At 74.4% G+C, this 13,838-nt stretch carries 12 protein-coding genes; 4 read left to right on the forward strand and 8 right to left on the reverse strand.

Annotated features, from left to right (window positions below; all coding sequences use genetic code 11):
• Window positions 1–3: 3 nt before the first annotated feature.
• Window positions 4–1,449 carry a helix-turn-helix domain-containing protein gene (locus ABEA77_RS26145; protein ID WP_345652449.1) on the reverse strand — a complete coding sequence of 482 codons (1,446 nt, stop codon included), beginning with the start codon at window positions 1,447–1,449 and terminating at the stop codon, window positions 4–6.
• Window positions 1,450–1,664: 215 nt separating this feature from the next.
• On the opposite strand from ABEA77_RS26145, the gene ABEA77_RS26150 reads away from it, so the two are divergent.
• Window positions 1,665–2,240: a DUF4232 domain-containing protein gene (locus ABEA77_RS26150; RefSeq protein WP_345652452.1), complete on the forward strand. Its 576-nt coding sequence runs from the start codon at window positions 1,665–1,667 to the stop codon at window positions 2,238–2,240.
• A 22-nt stretch (window positions 2,241–2,262) separates the two neighbouring features.
• Here the strand turns inward: ABEA77_RS26150 and hemB are convergent, their stop codons facing one another.
• The 6 genes from hemB to ABEA77_RS26180 all read right to left on the reverse strand — a co-directional run bounded on the left by hemB (window position 2,263) and on the right by ABEA77_RS26180 (window position 8,917).
• A complete protein-coding gene (gene hemB / locus ABEA77_RS26155; RefSeq protein WP_345652455.1) occupies window positions 2,263–3,258 on the reverse strand; it encodes a porphobilinogen synthase in 996 nt (331 codons plus the stop codon).
• A gap of 228 nt (window positions 3,259–3,486) precedes the next feature.
• On the reverse strand, window positions 3,487–5,145 hold the full coding sequence (locus ABEA77_RS26160; protein ID WP_345652458.1) for a bifunctional uroporphyrinogen-III C-methyltransferase/uroporphyrinogen-III synthase: 1,659 nt from the start codon (window positions 5,143–5,145) through the stop codon (window positions 3,487–3,489).
• Window positions 5,142–6,131 carry a hydroxymethylbilane synthase gene (hemC, locus tag ABEA77_RS26165; protein ID WP_345652460.1) on the reverse strand — a complete coding sequence of 330 codons (990 nt, stop codon included), beginning with the start codon at window positions 6,129–6,131 and terminating at the stop codon, window positions 5,142–5,144. The genes ABEA77_RS26160 and hemC overlap by 4 nt, the downstream gene beginning before the upstream one ends.
• A complete protein-coding gene (locus ABEA77_RS26170) occupies window positions 6,128–7,468 on the reverse strand; it encodes a glutamyl-tRNA reductase (RefSeq protein ID WP_345652463.1) in 1,341 nt (446 codons plus the stop codon). The genes hemC and ABEA77_RS26170 overlap by 4 nt, the downstream gene beginning before the upstream one ends.
• Window positions 7,465–8,307, reverse strand: a complete 843-nt coding sequence (locus tag ABEA77_RS26175; protein ID WP_345652466.1) for a redox-sensing transcriptional repressor Rex — start codon at window positions 8,305–8,307, stop codon at window positions 7,465–7,467. Before ABEA77_RS26175 ends, ABEA77_RS26170 begins: the two co-directional genes overlap by 4 nt.
• A gap of 304 nt (window positions 8,308–8,611) precedes the next feature.
• The gene (locus ABEA77_RS26180; protein WP_345652469.1) at window positions 8,612–8,917 is read right to left on the reverse strand and encodes a glutaredoxin family protein; all 306 of its coding nucleotides are present in this window, start codon (window positions 8,915–8,917) and stop codon (window positions 8,612–8,614) included.
• 159 nt (window positions 8,918–9,076) lie between these two features.
• Here ABEA77_RS26180 and ABEA77_RS26185 point away from each other — a divergent pair, with 159 nt between their 5' ends.
• The 3 genes from ABEA77_RS26185 to ABEA77_RS26195 all read left to right on the forward strand — a co-directional run bounded on the left by ABEA77_RS26185 (window position 9,077) and on the right by ABEA77_RS26195 (window position 12,838).
• On the forward strand, window positions 9,077–10,036 hold the full coding sequence (locus ABEA77_RS26185; protein ID WP_345652472.1) for an HAD family hydrolase: 960 nt from the start codon (window positions 9,077–9,079) through the stop codon (window positions 10,034–10,036).
• Between the two features lie 480 nt (window positions 10,037–10,516).
• Window positions 10,517–11,320 (forward strand): ECF subfamily RNA polymerase sigma factor, BldN family, encoded by an 804-nt coding sequence (locus tag ABEA77_RS26190; protein ID WP_345652475.1) that lies wholly within the window; start codon window positions 10,517–10,519, stop codon window positions 11,318–11,320.
• A gap of 258 nt (window positions 11,321–11,578) precedes the next feature.
• Complete coding sequence (locus ABEA77_RS26195; protein ID WP_345652478.1) at window positions 11,579–12,838, forward strand: DUF5667 domain-containing protein; 1,260 nt, start codon at window positions 11,579–11,581, stop codon at window positions 12,836–12,838.
• Between the two features lie 88 nt (window positions 12,839–12,926).
• Here ABEA77_RS26195 and ABEA77_RS26200 read toward each other — a convergent pair.
• The coding region (locus ABEA77_RS26200; protein WP_345652481.1) for a lysophospholipid acyltransferase family protein at window positions 12,927–13,838 on the reverse strand (912 nt) is incomplete at its 5' end.

Here is a 13,838-nt window from a genome sequence, read left to right on the forward strand (position 1 = left end):
CGGTCAGTTCCCCTTCGGCTCCGGCTGCCAGGCGCCACCGCCGACGGGGTAGTAGTACGCGGGCCTGCCGAGGGCCCCGCTCGTGCGGAACGGACGGCCCTTGTCGTCCACCCGGAGCGTGCCGTGCCGGGTACCGCTCGACCAGTCGAGTTCGAGGTACCAGCTGACGTCGTGCGCCGACGCGAGACCCGAGACGTAGAACACCTCGGGGTCGCTCTCGCTGACCTTGAACGGAAAGTCCCGCTGCCCGTTCTCGGCGACGGCGTGCGGGGTGCCCGAGTCGAGGTCCACGGAGAACTCCGCGCTCCCGACGCCGCCGCCGCAGCCGTCGCCCATCCGGTAGGCGGACCAGCCGAGCGGGGCCCGCGCGCCGACCACGCGGACGTGCAGGGCGTTGAGGACGACCGTCTCCCGGCCCGTGCCCTGGACCGTGAGCGCCACGTACTGGCTGCCCGCGGCGACCGCGCCCTCCGCGGCGACCCAGCCGGGGGCGTCCTGCTCCTCGGGCGGCGGCGGCACGTCCCCCGGCCCCTTGTCGACGAGGAAGCGCTGGCTGCACGGGGTCTCGTACGTGTACGGGCGGACGGTGAAGGCGAGCGGCGGGGCCGAAGGGGCCCCCGCGGGCGCGGACCCGGCCGCGGCGTGCGGGTGCCAGGCCTGGTCCTGGTGGGAGGCGGCAGGGGCCGGTCCTGCCGCCGAAGGCCGGGCCGCGGAGACCGAAGGAGCGGGCGAGGCCGAGCGCGCGACGGGCGGCCCGGCCGCGGCCCCGCCGCCCGCTTCGGACGCCTCGGCACCCCGCACGGGCCGTGCCTCCGTCCCGCCCGCCGAGCCGAGCCCGGCGCCCACCACGACCGCGGGGACGGCCACGGCGACGGCCGCGACCGCGGCGGCGGCCCACAGGAGGCGGCGGCGCCGCGGGCGCGCGGGTCCGGCGGACGGCCCGCGTCCGGGGACCCCGCCGTCCTCCGCCCCTCCGGCGTCCGACCCTCCAGCACCCAGGGCCCCGGCACTCAAGCCTCCAGCACCCGGCGCCCCTGCGCCCGCGGCGGGACCGGGCTGCGCTCCGTCCCGCGCCGTGGCCGCCTCACCACCCCGCCGAGGGCCTGCCGCCCCGGGTGCGGATGGCCCCGCCGCTTCCCCGGGCGCCGGCGCGCCGTCCACGCTCGGCTCCGGCCGCGCCTGCGGCCGGGCCCTGGCGCGGCGCCGCGCCTCGTCCGCCACGATCCAGGCGCGGTGCAGCTCGACGAGTTCCCCGGGTCCTGCGCCGCACAGGCGCGCCAGGCGGTCCACGGGCGCGTAGTCGGCCGGTACGGCGTCGCCGTTGCAGTAGCGGTGGAGCGTGGAGGTGCTGACGTGCAGCCGTCCCGCCAGCGCCCCGTAGCTCTGCCCCGAACGGTCCTTCAGCGCCCGCAGCCGCGCCGCGAACTCCTCGCCCTCGGTCGTGGTCACGCCGTCGCATCCCCCCGTCGCGCGTCCTCCGCCCCCGGGAGGCGTCCCGGGAAGGCGTTCCAGGAACACCGCGTCCCCGCAGGTGGCGGCGGGTCCTGGCGTTCCGGCGTCCCCCATTGTCCCGTGCGGCTTGTCCGGCCCGCCGCCGGCTCCGCACGATGGCCGCGGCTCGGCGAAACCGCCGCAGCCGTCCACGCAACACCAGGGAGCCCACCATGCAGCACGCCCTGCGCCCGCGCGCCACCGCCGCCTTCCTCGCCCTCGCCGCGGGCGGCGCCCTCGCGGCCTACGGCCCGTCGGCCGCCGCCCACGCGGCGGCGCCCGCCCACGCCACGGCCCGCACCGCGGGCACGCTCTCCCCGGCGGCGGGCGAGCCGCCCTGCACCACGGCGCACACCCGCGTGACGGTCGCGAAGGTCGTACGGCCCGTCAACCACATGCTCCTCACCGTCACGAACACCGGCTCGACGCGCTGCGCCGCGTACGGCGCCCCCGTCGTGGGCTTCGACGGGGACCAGTCGCCCCTGCGCGTGCTGGACGACAGCGTGCCGCAGGCCGTCGTCGAGCTGGAGCCCGGCGACTCGGCGTACGCGGGAATCCTGCTGAGCTCCGCCGACGGCAGCGGCACCCACGGCCACCATGTGACCTCCCTGCGGGCCGGCTTCGAGAACCGGGACCTGGAGCCGATCGGCACCCCGACGACGCTTCCGGTGCCCGGCGGCGCGTACGAGGACGACAGCGCCTTCGTCACGTACTGGCAGAGCACCCCCGCGCTGGCGCTGCTCTACTGAGGCGCCCGCACCGGTCGCGCGGTCAGCCCCGCAGGCGCCGCGCGACCTCCGTCGCCCAGTACGTGAGGATCATCCCCGCGCCCGCGCGCCTGATCCCGGTCAGGGTCTCCAGGATCGCCGCGTCCCGGTCGATCCAGCCCTTCTCCGCCGCCGCCTCGACCATCGCGTACTCGCCGGAGATCTGGTACGCGCACACCGGCACGTCCGACGCCTCGGCGACCCGCGCGAGGACGTCCAGGTACGGCAGGGCGGGCTTGACCATCACCATGTCGGCGCCCTCCGCCAGGTCGAGCGCGAGCTCCCGCAGGGACTCGCGGACGTTCGCCGGGTCCTGCTGGTACGTCTTGCGGTCGCCGCGCAGCGACGAGCCGACCGCCTCGCGGAACGGCCCGTAGAACGCGGACGAGTACTTCGCCGTGTACGCGAGGATCGCCACGTCCTGCGCGCCGATCGCGTCGAGCGCCCCGCGGACGACGCCGATCTGGCCGTCCATCATGCCGCTCGGCCCGACCACGTGGACGCCCGCCTCCGCCTGCACCCGCGCCATCTCCGCGTACCGCTCCAGCGTCGCGTCGTTGTCGACGCGGCCGTCGTCCGTCAGCACACCGCAGTGGCCGTGGTCGGTGTACTCGTCGAGGCACAGGTCCGACATGACGAGCAGGTCGTCGCCCGTCTCCGACCGCACCGCGCGGATCGCCTGCTGGAGGATGCCGTCCGGGTCGGTGCCCGCCGTGCCGACCGCGTCCTTCTTCCCGTCCTCGGGCACCCCGAACAGCATGATCCCGGAGACCCCGGCCTCCGCGGCCTCCGCGGCGGCCTTCCTGACGGTGTCCAGGGTGTGCTGGACGACACCGGGCATCGCGGCGATCGGCACGGGCGCGTCGACGCCCTCACGGACGAACGCGGGCAGGATCAGGTCCGCCGCGTCAAGACGCGTCTCGGCGACCATCCGCCGCATGGTGGGCGTGGTGCGCAGCCGACGGGGGCGCGAGCCGGGGAACGAACCGTACACAGTCATGGAAGTCGCCTCGTGCGGAGTCGAGTCGGGTGGACGGCCCGGTGGCCGGGCCGGGGCGGCGTGGCGCGCCGTCCTCTCCACGCTACGCCCGCGGGGAGCGTCCCCTTGCCGACGCGGCGTCGGCGCCGGCCCGCGGCGAACGCGTTCCTCAAGGGCCCCCGGAGCCGGAACGCGCGGAGGGCGCGGCACGCCTCTCGCGTCCCGCGCCCACACCCCTTCCGGGGCCTGTCAGGTCGTGCGCCGCCGCCGCGCGCCGGGCCTGCGCTCGCTCGGCCGGGTGACCGGGTCGCCCGCGTCGAGCGCCGCCCTGCGCCGTGCCGCGCCGAACGCGGCGAGCGCCTCGGCGAGCTTGTGCACGGAGGGCTCGGGCGAGAGGACGTCCACGCGCAGCCCGTGCTCCTCGGCCGTCTTCGCGGTGGCGGGGCCGATACAGGCGATCACCGTCACGTTGTGCGGCTTGCCCGCGATGCCGACGAGGTTGCGGACCGTCGAGGACGACGTGAACAGCACGGCGTCGAAGCCGCCGCCCTTGATCGCCTCGCGGGTCTCCGCGGGCGGCGGGGAGGCGCGCACCGTGCGGTACGCGGTGACGTCGTCGACCTCCCAGCCCAGCTCGATGAGACCGGCGACCAGGGTCTCCGTGGCGATGTCGGCGCGCGGCAGGAACACCCGGTCGATCGGGTCGAAGACCGGGTCGTACGGCGGCCAGTCCTCCAGCAGCCCCGCGGCCGACTGCTCGCCGCTCGGCACCAGGTCGGGCTTGACGCCGAAGTCCACCAGGGACGCGGCCGTGGCCTCGCCGACCGCGGCGACCTTGATGCCGGCGAAGGCCCGGGCGTCGAGCCCGTACTCCTCGAACTTCTCCCGCACCGCCTTGACGGCGTTGACCGACGTGAAGGCGATCCACTCGTAGCGCCCTGTGACGAGGCCCTTGACCGCGCGCTCCATCTGCTGCGGGGTGCGCGGCGGCTCCACGGCGATGGTGGGCACCTCGTGCGGCACCGCGCCGTACGACCTGAGCTGGTCGGACAGCGAGGCCGCCTGCTCCTTGGTGCGGGGCACGAGGACCTTCCAGCCGAACAGCGGCTTGGACTCGAACCAGGCGAGCTGGTCGCGCTGGGCCGCGGCGCTGCGCTCCCCGACGACGGCTATGACGGGCTGGTGCCCGTCGGGCGACGGCAGCACCTTGGCCTGCTTGAGGGTGCCCGCGATGGTGCCGAGGGTCGCCGTCCAGGTGCGCTGGCGGGTGGTCGTGCCCGCGACGGTGACGGTCATCGGGGTGTCGGGCTTGCGGCCCGCCGCGACGAGTTCGCCCGCCGCCGCGGCGACCGTGTCGAGGGTGGTGGAGACGACGGCCGTGCCGTCGCTCGCGCCGACCTCGCTCCAGCACCGCTCGCTCGCGGTGCGCGCGTCGACGAACCGTACGTCGGTGCCCTCGGGGTCGCGCAGCGGAACGCCCGCGTAGGCGGGCACCCCGACCGCCGCCGCGATGCCCGGCACGACCTCGAAGCGGATGCCGGCGGAGGCGCAGGCGAGCATCTCGCGGCCCGCGTCGCCGTCGAGCCCCGGGTCCCCCGAGACCGCACGGACGACCCGCTTGCCGCCCCGCGCTGCCTCCATGACAAGATTGGCGGCATCCCTGATCGCGGGGATACCGGCGGCTGTTGACGCGTCATCGACGACCGTCAGCGCGGGCGTGCTCACACTGTCGCGGGCATGCGCGCGTACGACGTCGAGCACCTCGGGCTCGGCGATCAGTACGTCAGCCCCCGCGAGCGCCTCCACGGCGCGCAGAGTCAGCAAACCCGGGTCACCGGGTCCGGCACCGAGGAAGGTGACGAACCCCGATGCGGAGTGGGCCGGAAGGTCAGTGGTGGTGGGGCTCAAAGTGCTCGCTCCCCCATAAGACCGGCCGCACCCTTGGCGAGCATCTCGGACGCGAGTTCGCGCCCGAGCGCGACGGCGTGCTGGTGCGACGCGGGTACGGGACCGGTGGTGGACAGCTGCACCAGCGTCGAGCCGTCGGCGGTGCCGACGACGCCACGCAGGCGCATTTCGTTGACAATCTGCCCGTCGGCCAGCAGGTCGGCGAGGGCTCCCACGGGAGCGCTGCAGCCGGCCTCCAGGGCGGCGAGCAGGGACCGCTCGGCGGTCACGGCGGCCCGGGTCACCGGGTCGTCGAGCTCGGCGAGCAAGGCGGCGAGGTCTCCGTTGACCGCGGCGCACTCTACAGCGAGCGCCCCCTGGCCGGGAGCGGGCAGGACGGTGTCGGCCGACAGGACGTCGGTCACCTCGCCGCTCCTGCCGAGGCGGTTCAGGCCCGCGGCGGCGAGCACGACGGCGTCGAGCTCCCCCTCGCGGACGTACCCGATCCGGGTGTCGATGTTCCCCCGGACCGGCACGATCTGTATGGCGCGACCGCGCGCGTGCGCGAGGAGCTGCGCGGAGCGGCGCGCCGAGCCGGTGCCCACACGGGCGCCGTCCGGCAGCTGCGCGAGGGTCAGCCCGTCGCGGGCGACGAGCACGTCGCGCGGGTCCTCGCGGCGCGGCACGGCCGCGAGGACGAGCCCGTCCGGCTGCGCCGTGGGCAGGTCCTTCAGCGAGTGCACGGCGATGTCGATGTCGCCGCGCAGCAGCGCGTCGCGCAGCGCGGTGACGAAGACGCCGGTGCCGCCGATCTGCGCGAGGTGCGCCCGCGAGGTGTCGCCGTACGTGGTGATCTCGACCAGCTCGACCGCGCGGCCCGCCCGCGCCGCGACGGCGTCGGCGACGAGGCGGGACTGCGTCTTGGCGAGGGCGCTGCGGCGGGTGCCGAGGCGCAGCGGCGCCGCGCCGTGGCCCGCCGGTGTCCTGGGTGCTGCCGCGGCCGTCATGCCTGGCCTCTGTCGGCGCGGCTGACGGCGGCGACCGTCTGCGGGTCGAGGTCGAAGAGTTCGCGCAGCGCGTCCGCGTACCCGGCGCCGCCGGGCTCGGCCGCGAGCTGCTTGACCCGCACGGTGGGCGCGTGAAGGAGCTTGTCGACGACGCGCCGCACGGTGCGGGTGATCTCCGCGCGCTCCTTGTCGTCGAGCCCCGGCAGGCGGCTGTCGAGGCGGGCGATCTCGCCCGCGACGACATCGGCGGCCATGGCGCGCAGCGCGACGACGGTCGGGGTGATGTGCGCGGCGCGCTGGGCGGCGCCGAAGGCGGCGACCTCCTCGGACACGATCGCGCGCACCTGGTCGACGTCGGCGGCCATCGGCGCGTCCGCGGACGCCTCCGCGAGGGTCTCGATGTCGGCGAAGGTGACGCCTTCGACGCGGTGCGCCTCGGCGTCGATGTCGCGCGGCATGGCGAGGTCGAGCAGGGCAAGACGGGTCCCCGCGGGCCGGCCCGCGGCGGCGGCGCGCACCGCGTCGCCGGTCAGGACGAGGCCGGTGGCGCCGGTGCAGGAGACGGCGATGTCGGCGCCCGCGAGCTCGCCGGGGACGGCGGCCATCTCGACGGCGCGGGCGCGCACGCCGGTGGAGCCGGGCTGCGAGAGGATCTCCGCGAGGCGCTCGGCGCGCGCGGTGGTGCGGTTGGCGATGACGATCTCGGCGACGCCCGCGCGGGCGAGGGTCGCGGCGGCGAGGGAGGACATGGAGCCCGCGCCGATCACCAGGGCGCGCTTCCCCGCCGCCCAGACGTCGACGCCGCCGTCGGCGCCGGCGAGCTGCTGGAGGCCGAAGGTGACGAGGGACTGTCCTGCGCGGTCGATGCCGGTCTCGCTGTGGGCGCGCTTGCCGACCCGCAGGGCCTGCTGGAACAGGTCGTTGAGCAGGCGGCCCGCGGTGTGCAGGTCCTGGCCGAGGGCGAGCGCGTCCTTGATCTGGCCGAGGATCTGCCCCTCCCCTATGACCATCGAGTCGAGTCCGCAGGCCACCGAGAGCAGATGGTGGACGGCCCGGTCCTCGTAGTGGACGTAGAGGTACGGGGTGAGCTCGTCGAGCCCGACGCCGCTGTGCAGGGCCAGCAGGGTGGAGAGTTCGGCGACGCCCGCGTGGAACTTGTCGACGTCGGCGTACAGCTCGATGCGGTTGCAGGTGGCGAGCACGGCCGCCTCGGTGGCGGGTTCCGCCGCGAGGGTGTCCTGCAACAGCTTGACCTGCGCGTCGGCGGGGAGCGAGGCGCGCTCCAGCACGCTGACGGGTGCGCTGCGGTGGCTCAGGCCCACGACCAGGAGACTCATGCCGGCATCACCGCGGGCAGTTCGTCGTCGGGGCCCTTGCGGTCGCGGCGCGCGGCGGGCGCCTGCCCGTCGTCGGCTGCGGGGGCCTGAGCGGGGGCGGGGGCCTCGTCGTCCGCCGGTGCCGCGCCGTCCTGGGCGACGGTCGTCGGCGGTGGCGGCGGCACGTCGGGCACGTCCTCGCCCGCCTTGCGCTGCTCGTGGAAGGCGAGGATCTGGAGCTCGATGGAGAGGTCGACCTTGCGCACGTCCACCCCGTCGGGGACGGTCAGCACGGTCGGCGCGAAGTTGAGGATCGAGGTGATTCCCGCGGCCACGAGGCGGTCGCAGACCTGCTGGGCGGCGCCCGCGGGGGTGGCGATGACGCCGATGGAGACCCCGTTGTCCCGGACGATCTCCTCCAGCTGGTCGGAGTGGCGGACCGGGATGCCCGCGACGGGCCTGCCCGCCATCGCCGGGTCGGCGTCTATCAGCGCCGCGACGCGGAAGCCGCGGGACGCGAACCCGCCGTAGTTGGCGAGCGCGGCGCCGAGGTTGCCGATACCGACGATGACGACGGGCCAGTCCTGGGTCAGGCCGAGCTCGCGGGAGATCTGGTAGACGAGGTACTCGACGTCGTAGCCGACACCGCGGGTGCCGTACGAGCCGAGGTACGAGAAGTCCTTGCGCAGCTTCGCCGAGTTGACGCCCGCCGCGGCGGCCAGCTCCTCGGAGGAGACCGTGGGCACCGAGCGCTCGGAGAGGCCGGTGAGGGCCCGCAGGTACAGCGGGAGCCTGGCGACGGTGGCCTCGGGAATGCCTCGGCTGCGAGTCGCCGGTCGGTGCGTTCGGCCAGTTGCCACGGTGCTCCTGCGGGATGAGCGGGGTTGCAGGCGGTCGTGCGTTTCGTGGCCGCCCCGTCGAGTGCAGGCTATGTCTTTGTGAACGCGTGCACAAAGATGGTGTCCGCTTTGTCCGACCAAAGTGACCGGGGTCACGCGCTCGGATCGCGCGGCGCCGGAACCAACCACCAGGTCAGACCGTTGCATCAGGCCAGGGCGCACGTCGGCACACACCTCTCACCCTCACGCCCCCGTCGAGAACACCGGCAAAGCGCCCACGATCGTAACCGCCTTTCCCATGGGCCGGATCCGCGCGCGAGAGCGGTCAGCGGGCCAGTTCGCGCCGCAGTCGCGCCTCGTCCACCCGCCAGAAGGTGTGCTGCGCGCCGTCCACGAGGACCACCGGGATCTGCTCCCCGTACGCGTCGCGCAGCGCCTCGTCGGCGGTGATGTCCTTCTCCTCGAAGGCCGCGCCGGTCTCGGCGCACACCTTCTCCACCACCGCGCGGGCGTCGTCGCACAGGTGGCAGCCGGGTTTCGCGATCAGTGTGACCCGGTGCGCGCCCGCGGGCCCGCGCTCCGGGGCCGCGCCCTTCGCTTCCTTCTTCGTACGCCGCAGCAGAGGGGTCATGGGTGCCATTGTCCGCCCCCGCGCCAGCTCCCCGAGCCCTCCGCGCACACCCCGCCGCACGGGCGCGGTGTGCGGATTAACACATCGGTGGGCCAGTGTTCACGCCAGGGGCGCCCCCGAGCGCCGGAAGCACCCAACGGACTTGGCTATGCTCGCCACATGGCCGCACTGGGATGGCTCACCCCGCGCAGGCGCTCCGCGACAGCCAGGAGCGTCCTGGCGGGCGAGGCCGCAGCCGAGGCAGCGCGCAGGTCGAGCGCGGACGCCGCACACGCGGAAGAAGCGGAACAGCCGGACGGCGAACACCCGGCACCTGCGGAGCAGATCCCCGAGTTCCCGGTCTCCGGCGACGAGCGCGCCGCCGCCTTCTTCGACCTCGACAACACCGTGATGCAGGGCGCCGCGATCTACCACCTCAGCCGCGGCCTGTACAAGCGGAAGTTCTTCCAGCGCCGCGAACTGGCCCGCTTCGCCTGGCAGCAGGCGTGGTTCAGGCTCGCGGGCGTCGAGGACCCCGACCACATGCAGGACGTGCGGGACTCCGCGCTCTCCATCGTCAAGGGGCACCGCGTCGCGGAGCTGATGTCGATCAGCGACGAGATCTACGACGAGTACATGGCGGGCCGCATCTGGGCGGGCACCCGCGCCCTCGCCCAGGCCCACCTCGACGCGGGCCAGCAGGTCTGGCTGGTGACCGCGGCGCCCGTGGAGACCGCGACGATCATCGCCCGCAGACTCGGCCTGACCGGCGCGCTCGGCACGGTCGCCGAGTCCGTGGACGGCGTCTACACCGGCCGCCTGGTCGGGGAGCCCCTGCACGGCCCCGCGAAGGCCGAGGCCGTACGGGCGCTCGCCGCGGCCGAGGGCTTCGACCTCGCGCGGTGCGCCGCCTACAGCGACTCGCACAACGACATCCCGATGCTGTCGCTCGTCGGCCACCCGCACGCGATCAACCCCGACGCCAAGCTCCGCAGGCACGCCCGCGAACGCGGCTGGCGGCTGCGGGACTACCGCACGGGCCGCAAGGCGGCGAAGGTCGGCATCCCGGCGGCCGCGGGCGTCGGGGCGCTCGCCGGCGGCACCGCCGCCGCGGTCGCGCTGCACCGCAGGCGCCGCTGACCCGGCGCCTGCGGCCGGCCGTCCGCGGCCGGATACCTGCGCCCGGCGGCTGCGCTGCGTCACCCCCGTACCGCCGGGCCGTCACGGGGCGTACGGCCACGGTCCGTACCCGCCGGGAGCGCCCCGCGCGGGGCGTGACACGGCCGCGGTCACAGAATCCGCACCTCTCCTGTGCCGAGGGTCACACCACTCGTGCGAATATCGGCGTTCTGTCCGATTCGCCACACCCCCGACGCCCCTGGAACACCCTCCCGGCGATCAGATCCTGTCGCCATACGGTCAACAAGCGGTCACCATCCGCTATCCGAACCATCGGCGAGCCATCACCGAAGCGACGTAATCGATGATTTGAGCAACTCGGTGTAGCACGGCCTGTACGAAGCGTTATTCTCCTCAGACGCACATCGGACCCCTTCCACCGCGACAGCGGGTGAGAGGTCCCGCACTGCACGTGATGGAAGCTCTGCCTCTGGGAGACCCGTGTACTCACACGTCGGGGTTGACGCCTCGGGCCTGGCTACGCTGCGCGCAACGGTCCTCGACCACTTGCGCGGTCTTGTCCCCACCGCGTACGCCGTACCCGCACTCGCCGCACCGGCCCCTGCCGTGAGCGGCCCGATCGGACCCTGCTACGCCCTGGCGAGCGGCGGCGCCGCGGTCGGCAGAAGGAGCGGCCGCGCCCGCGCCGCCGCCGGCCCGGCCCAGACCACCGCCCGCCGCCCCACCGCCGACAGCGACAGCGCGCGCATGATGGAACTCGTCGAGCGCGCCCAGGCGGGCGAGGCCGACGCCTTCGGCAAGCTGTACGACCAGTACAGCGACACGGTCTACCGCTACATCTACTACCGGGTGGGCGGCCGGGCCACCGCCGAGGACCTCACGAGCGAGACCTTCCTGCGCGCCCTGCGCCGGATCTCCACCTTCACGTACCAGGGCCGCGACTTCGGCGCCTGGCTCGTCACCATCGCCCGCAACCTGGTCGCCGACCACTTCAAGTCGAGCAGGTTCCGCCTGGAGGTCACCACCGGCGAGATGCTCGACGCGAACGAGGTCGAGCGCAGCCCGGAGGACTCCGTCCTGGAGTCCCTGTCCAACGCGGCCCTCCTCGAAGCCGTGCGCAAGCTCAACCCGCAGCAGCAGGAGTGCGTCACGCTCCGGTTCCTCCAAGGCCTCTCGGTCGCCGAGACCGCCCGTGTCATGGGCAAGAACGAAGGCGCGATCAAGACCCTCCAGTACCGCGCCGTACGGACGCTCGCCAGGCTGCTGCCCGACGACGCCCGCTGACCCCCGCCCCCGCCGCCGCCCGGTCCCACCGGGCGGCGCCCGCCGCACCCCCCACGGCAGAACAGTCCTCAACCCCCTTTTCATCACGCTGTGTTGACAGCGTGGTCACACTGTGGTCCGAACACTTTCCGCGCGTAACCGAAGTGCCGCGCCGCTCGTTGTGCGGGATGCAGGCTCCCTGTGACCCCCGCGCACGCGGGCCGATCCTCACCGGACCCCCAGGGGAGTCGACCGTCATGACGAGAGGAGGTGCCGCCAGTGATCGCGAACGTCTCGGCACACCGGCGGGCGAACGCCTTCGCCCAGGCCCTGGAAGACAGGACCGACCGGGGCTCGGCGACGGCGCAGTCGGCCGAGCCGGCCGCCGAACCGACCGAAACAGCCGACCAGAGGCGGCTGTTGGGCCTGGCGAGCAGTCTCGGCGAACTGCCGAAACCCACGCTGGACCCCGAGGTCAAGGTGGTGCAGCGAGCCCAGCTCGTGGCCGCCATGGAGGCCATGCTTCAGGAAGGCACCGCGGGCCAGGGCTCCCCGGGCCCTACGGTGCCGGAGCAGCGCACGTCGCGGGGCGCCCACCGGGCGTCCCCCCTCGGGCGGCTGCGGCCGAGGTCCCGCTGGTCGAAGAGTCTCGCAGCGGGCGGCCTCACGGTCGGTGTGGCCGCGGGCGCCTTCAGCGGAGTCGCCGCTGCCAGCTCGGACGCACTGCCCGGTGATTCGCTCTACGGCCTCAAGCGCGGCATGGAGGACATCAGACTCGACCTGGCGGACAACGACTCCGCGCGCGGCGGCCTCTACCTCGACCACGCCTCCGCCCGGCTCACCGAGGCGCGAAGACTCATGGAACGCGGCCGCAGCGGCCATCTCGACCACGAGTCGCTCAACGAGATCCGCCGCACCCTGACCGGGATGAGGAACGACGCGTCGGAGGGCCACCGCCTGCTGCACGCCGCGTACCAGAAGGACGGCTCGCTCGCCCCGATGGCGACCCTGTCGTCGTTCGCCGCCTCCCACCGGCAGGCGTGGGACGGCCTGCGGGGCAGGCTGCCCGTCCAGCTCACCGACGTCGGCGACCAGGTCAACTCGGTCTTCGTCGCCATAGACGAGGACGTCGCCCCGCTCAAGTCCCGGCTCCAGCCGCCCCAGGGCGGGCAGGCGGGCACCTCGGTGCCCGGCACCCAGGACGCCTCGACGCCCGGCACGGGCAAGCACCGGGGGCCCTCGTCCGCCACCCCGAGCTCGGGCGAGAGCCACGGCAAGCACGGTTCCGCGGGCCACGGCTCGCCCTCCCCGTCCAAGGACGACGGCGGGCTCATCGGCGGCGCCCACGACGGCGGCCTGATCGGCGGTGCGGCCGGCGGCCTCGTCGACCCGCCGTCCCCCGGCGCCTCCGACCCCGCGTCCCCGCCGCAGGACCAGGACCCGGGCGACCCCGCGCCCGACGTCACGCTCCCGCCGCTGCTGCCCGGCCTCCTGCCGGGCCTCGGCATCCAGGGACACGACGCCGACCAGGGGCAGTAGCCCGCACCGTACGCGGGCGAGGAGGGGGTTCCCGGCCAGGGAACCCCCTCCTCGCCCGCGTACCTCCGTGGCGGGCGCCGTGTTCCCGTCAGAAGAAGACCGACCTGCGCTGCACCAGCAGCTTGTACAGGGTGTGCTGGATCTGCTCCCGCACCTGGTCCGTCAGGTTGAACATCAGCATGGGGTCCTCCGCCGCCTCCGGCGGATAGCCGTCCGTCGCGATCGGCGCCCCGAACTGGATCGTCCACTTCGTCGGCAGCGGCACCGCGCCGAGCGGCCCGAGCCAGGGGAACGTGGGCGTCAGCGGGAAGTACGGGACCCCCAGCAGCCGCGCCAGCGTCTTCGCGTTCCCCAGCATCGGGTAGATCTCCTCCGCGCCGACGACCGAGCACGGCACGATCGGCACGCCCGTGCGCAGCGCCGTCGACACGAAGCCGCCCCGGCCGAAGCGCTGGAGCTTGTACCGCTCGCCGAACGGCTTCCCGAGCCCCTTGAAGCCCTCGGGCATCACCCCGACGACCTCGCCGCGCCCCAGCAGCTCCTCCGCGTCCTCGGTGCACGCCAGCGTGTGGCCGGCCTTGCGGGCCAGCTCGTTGACGACCGGCAGCATGAAGACCAGGTCGGCGGCGAGCAGCCGCAGGTGCCGGCCGGCGGGGTGGTGGTCGTGCACGGCGACCTGCATCATCAGCCCGTCGAGCGGCAGGGTGCCCGAGTGGTTCGCCACCACCAGCGCGCCGCCCTCCGCGGGGATGTTCTCGACGCCCTTCACCTCGACCCGGAAGTACTTCTCGTACACGGGCCTGATCAGGGACATCAGGACCTGTTCTGTGAGTTCCTCGTCGTAGCCGAAGTCGTCGACCTCGTACTCGCCCGTCACCCGGCGCCGCAGGAACGCGAGGCCGCTCGCCAGGCGCTCCTCCCAGCCGGGGCGGCCCGCCGCCCCGGCCGCTGGGCCCTGCGCGCCACCGGGGCCGTGCGCGCCGCCGGAGCCGCGGTCGCC

This window comes from Streptomyces tremellae (assembly GCF_039540215.1).
GTDB lineage: Bacteria > Actinomycetota > Actinomycetes > Streptomycetales > Streptomycetaceae > Streptomyces > Streptomyces tremellae.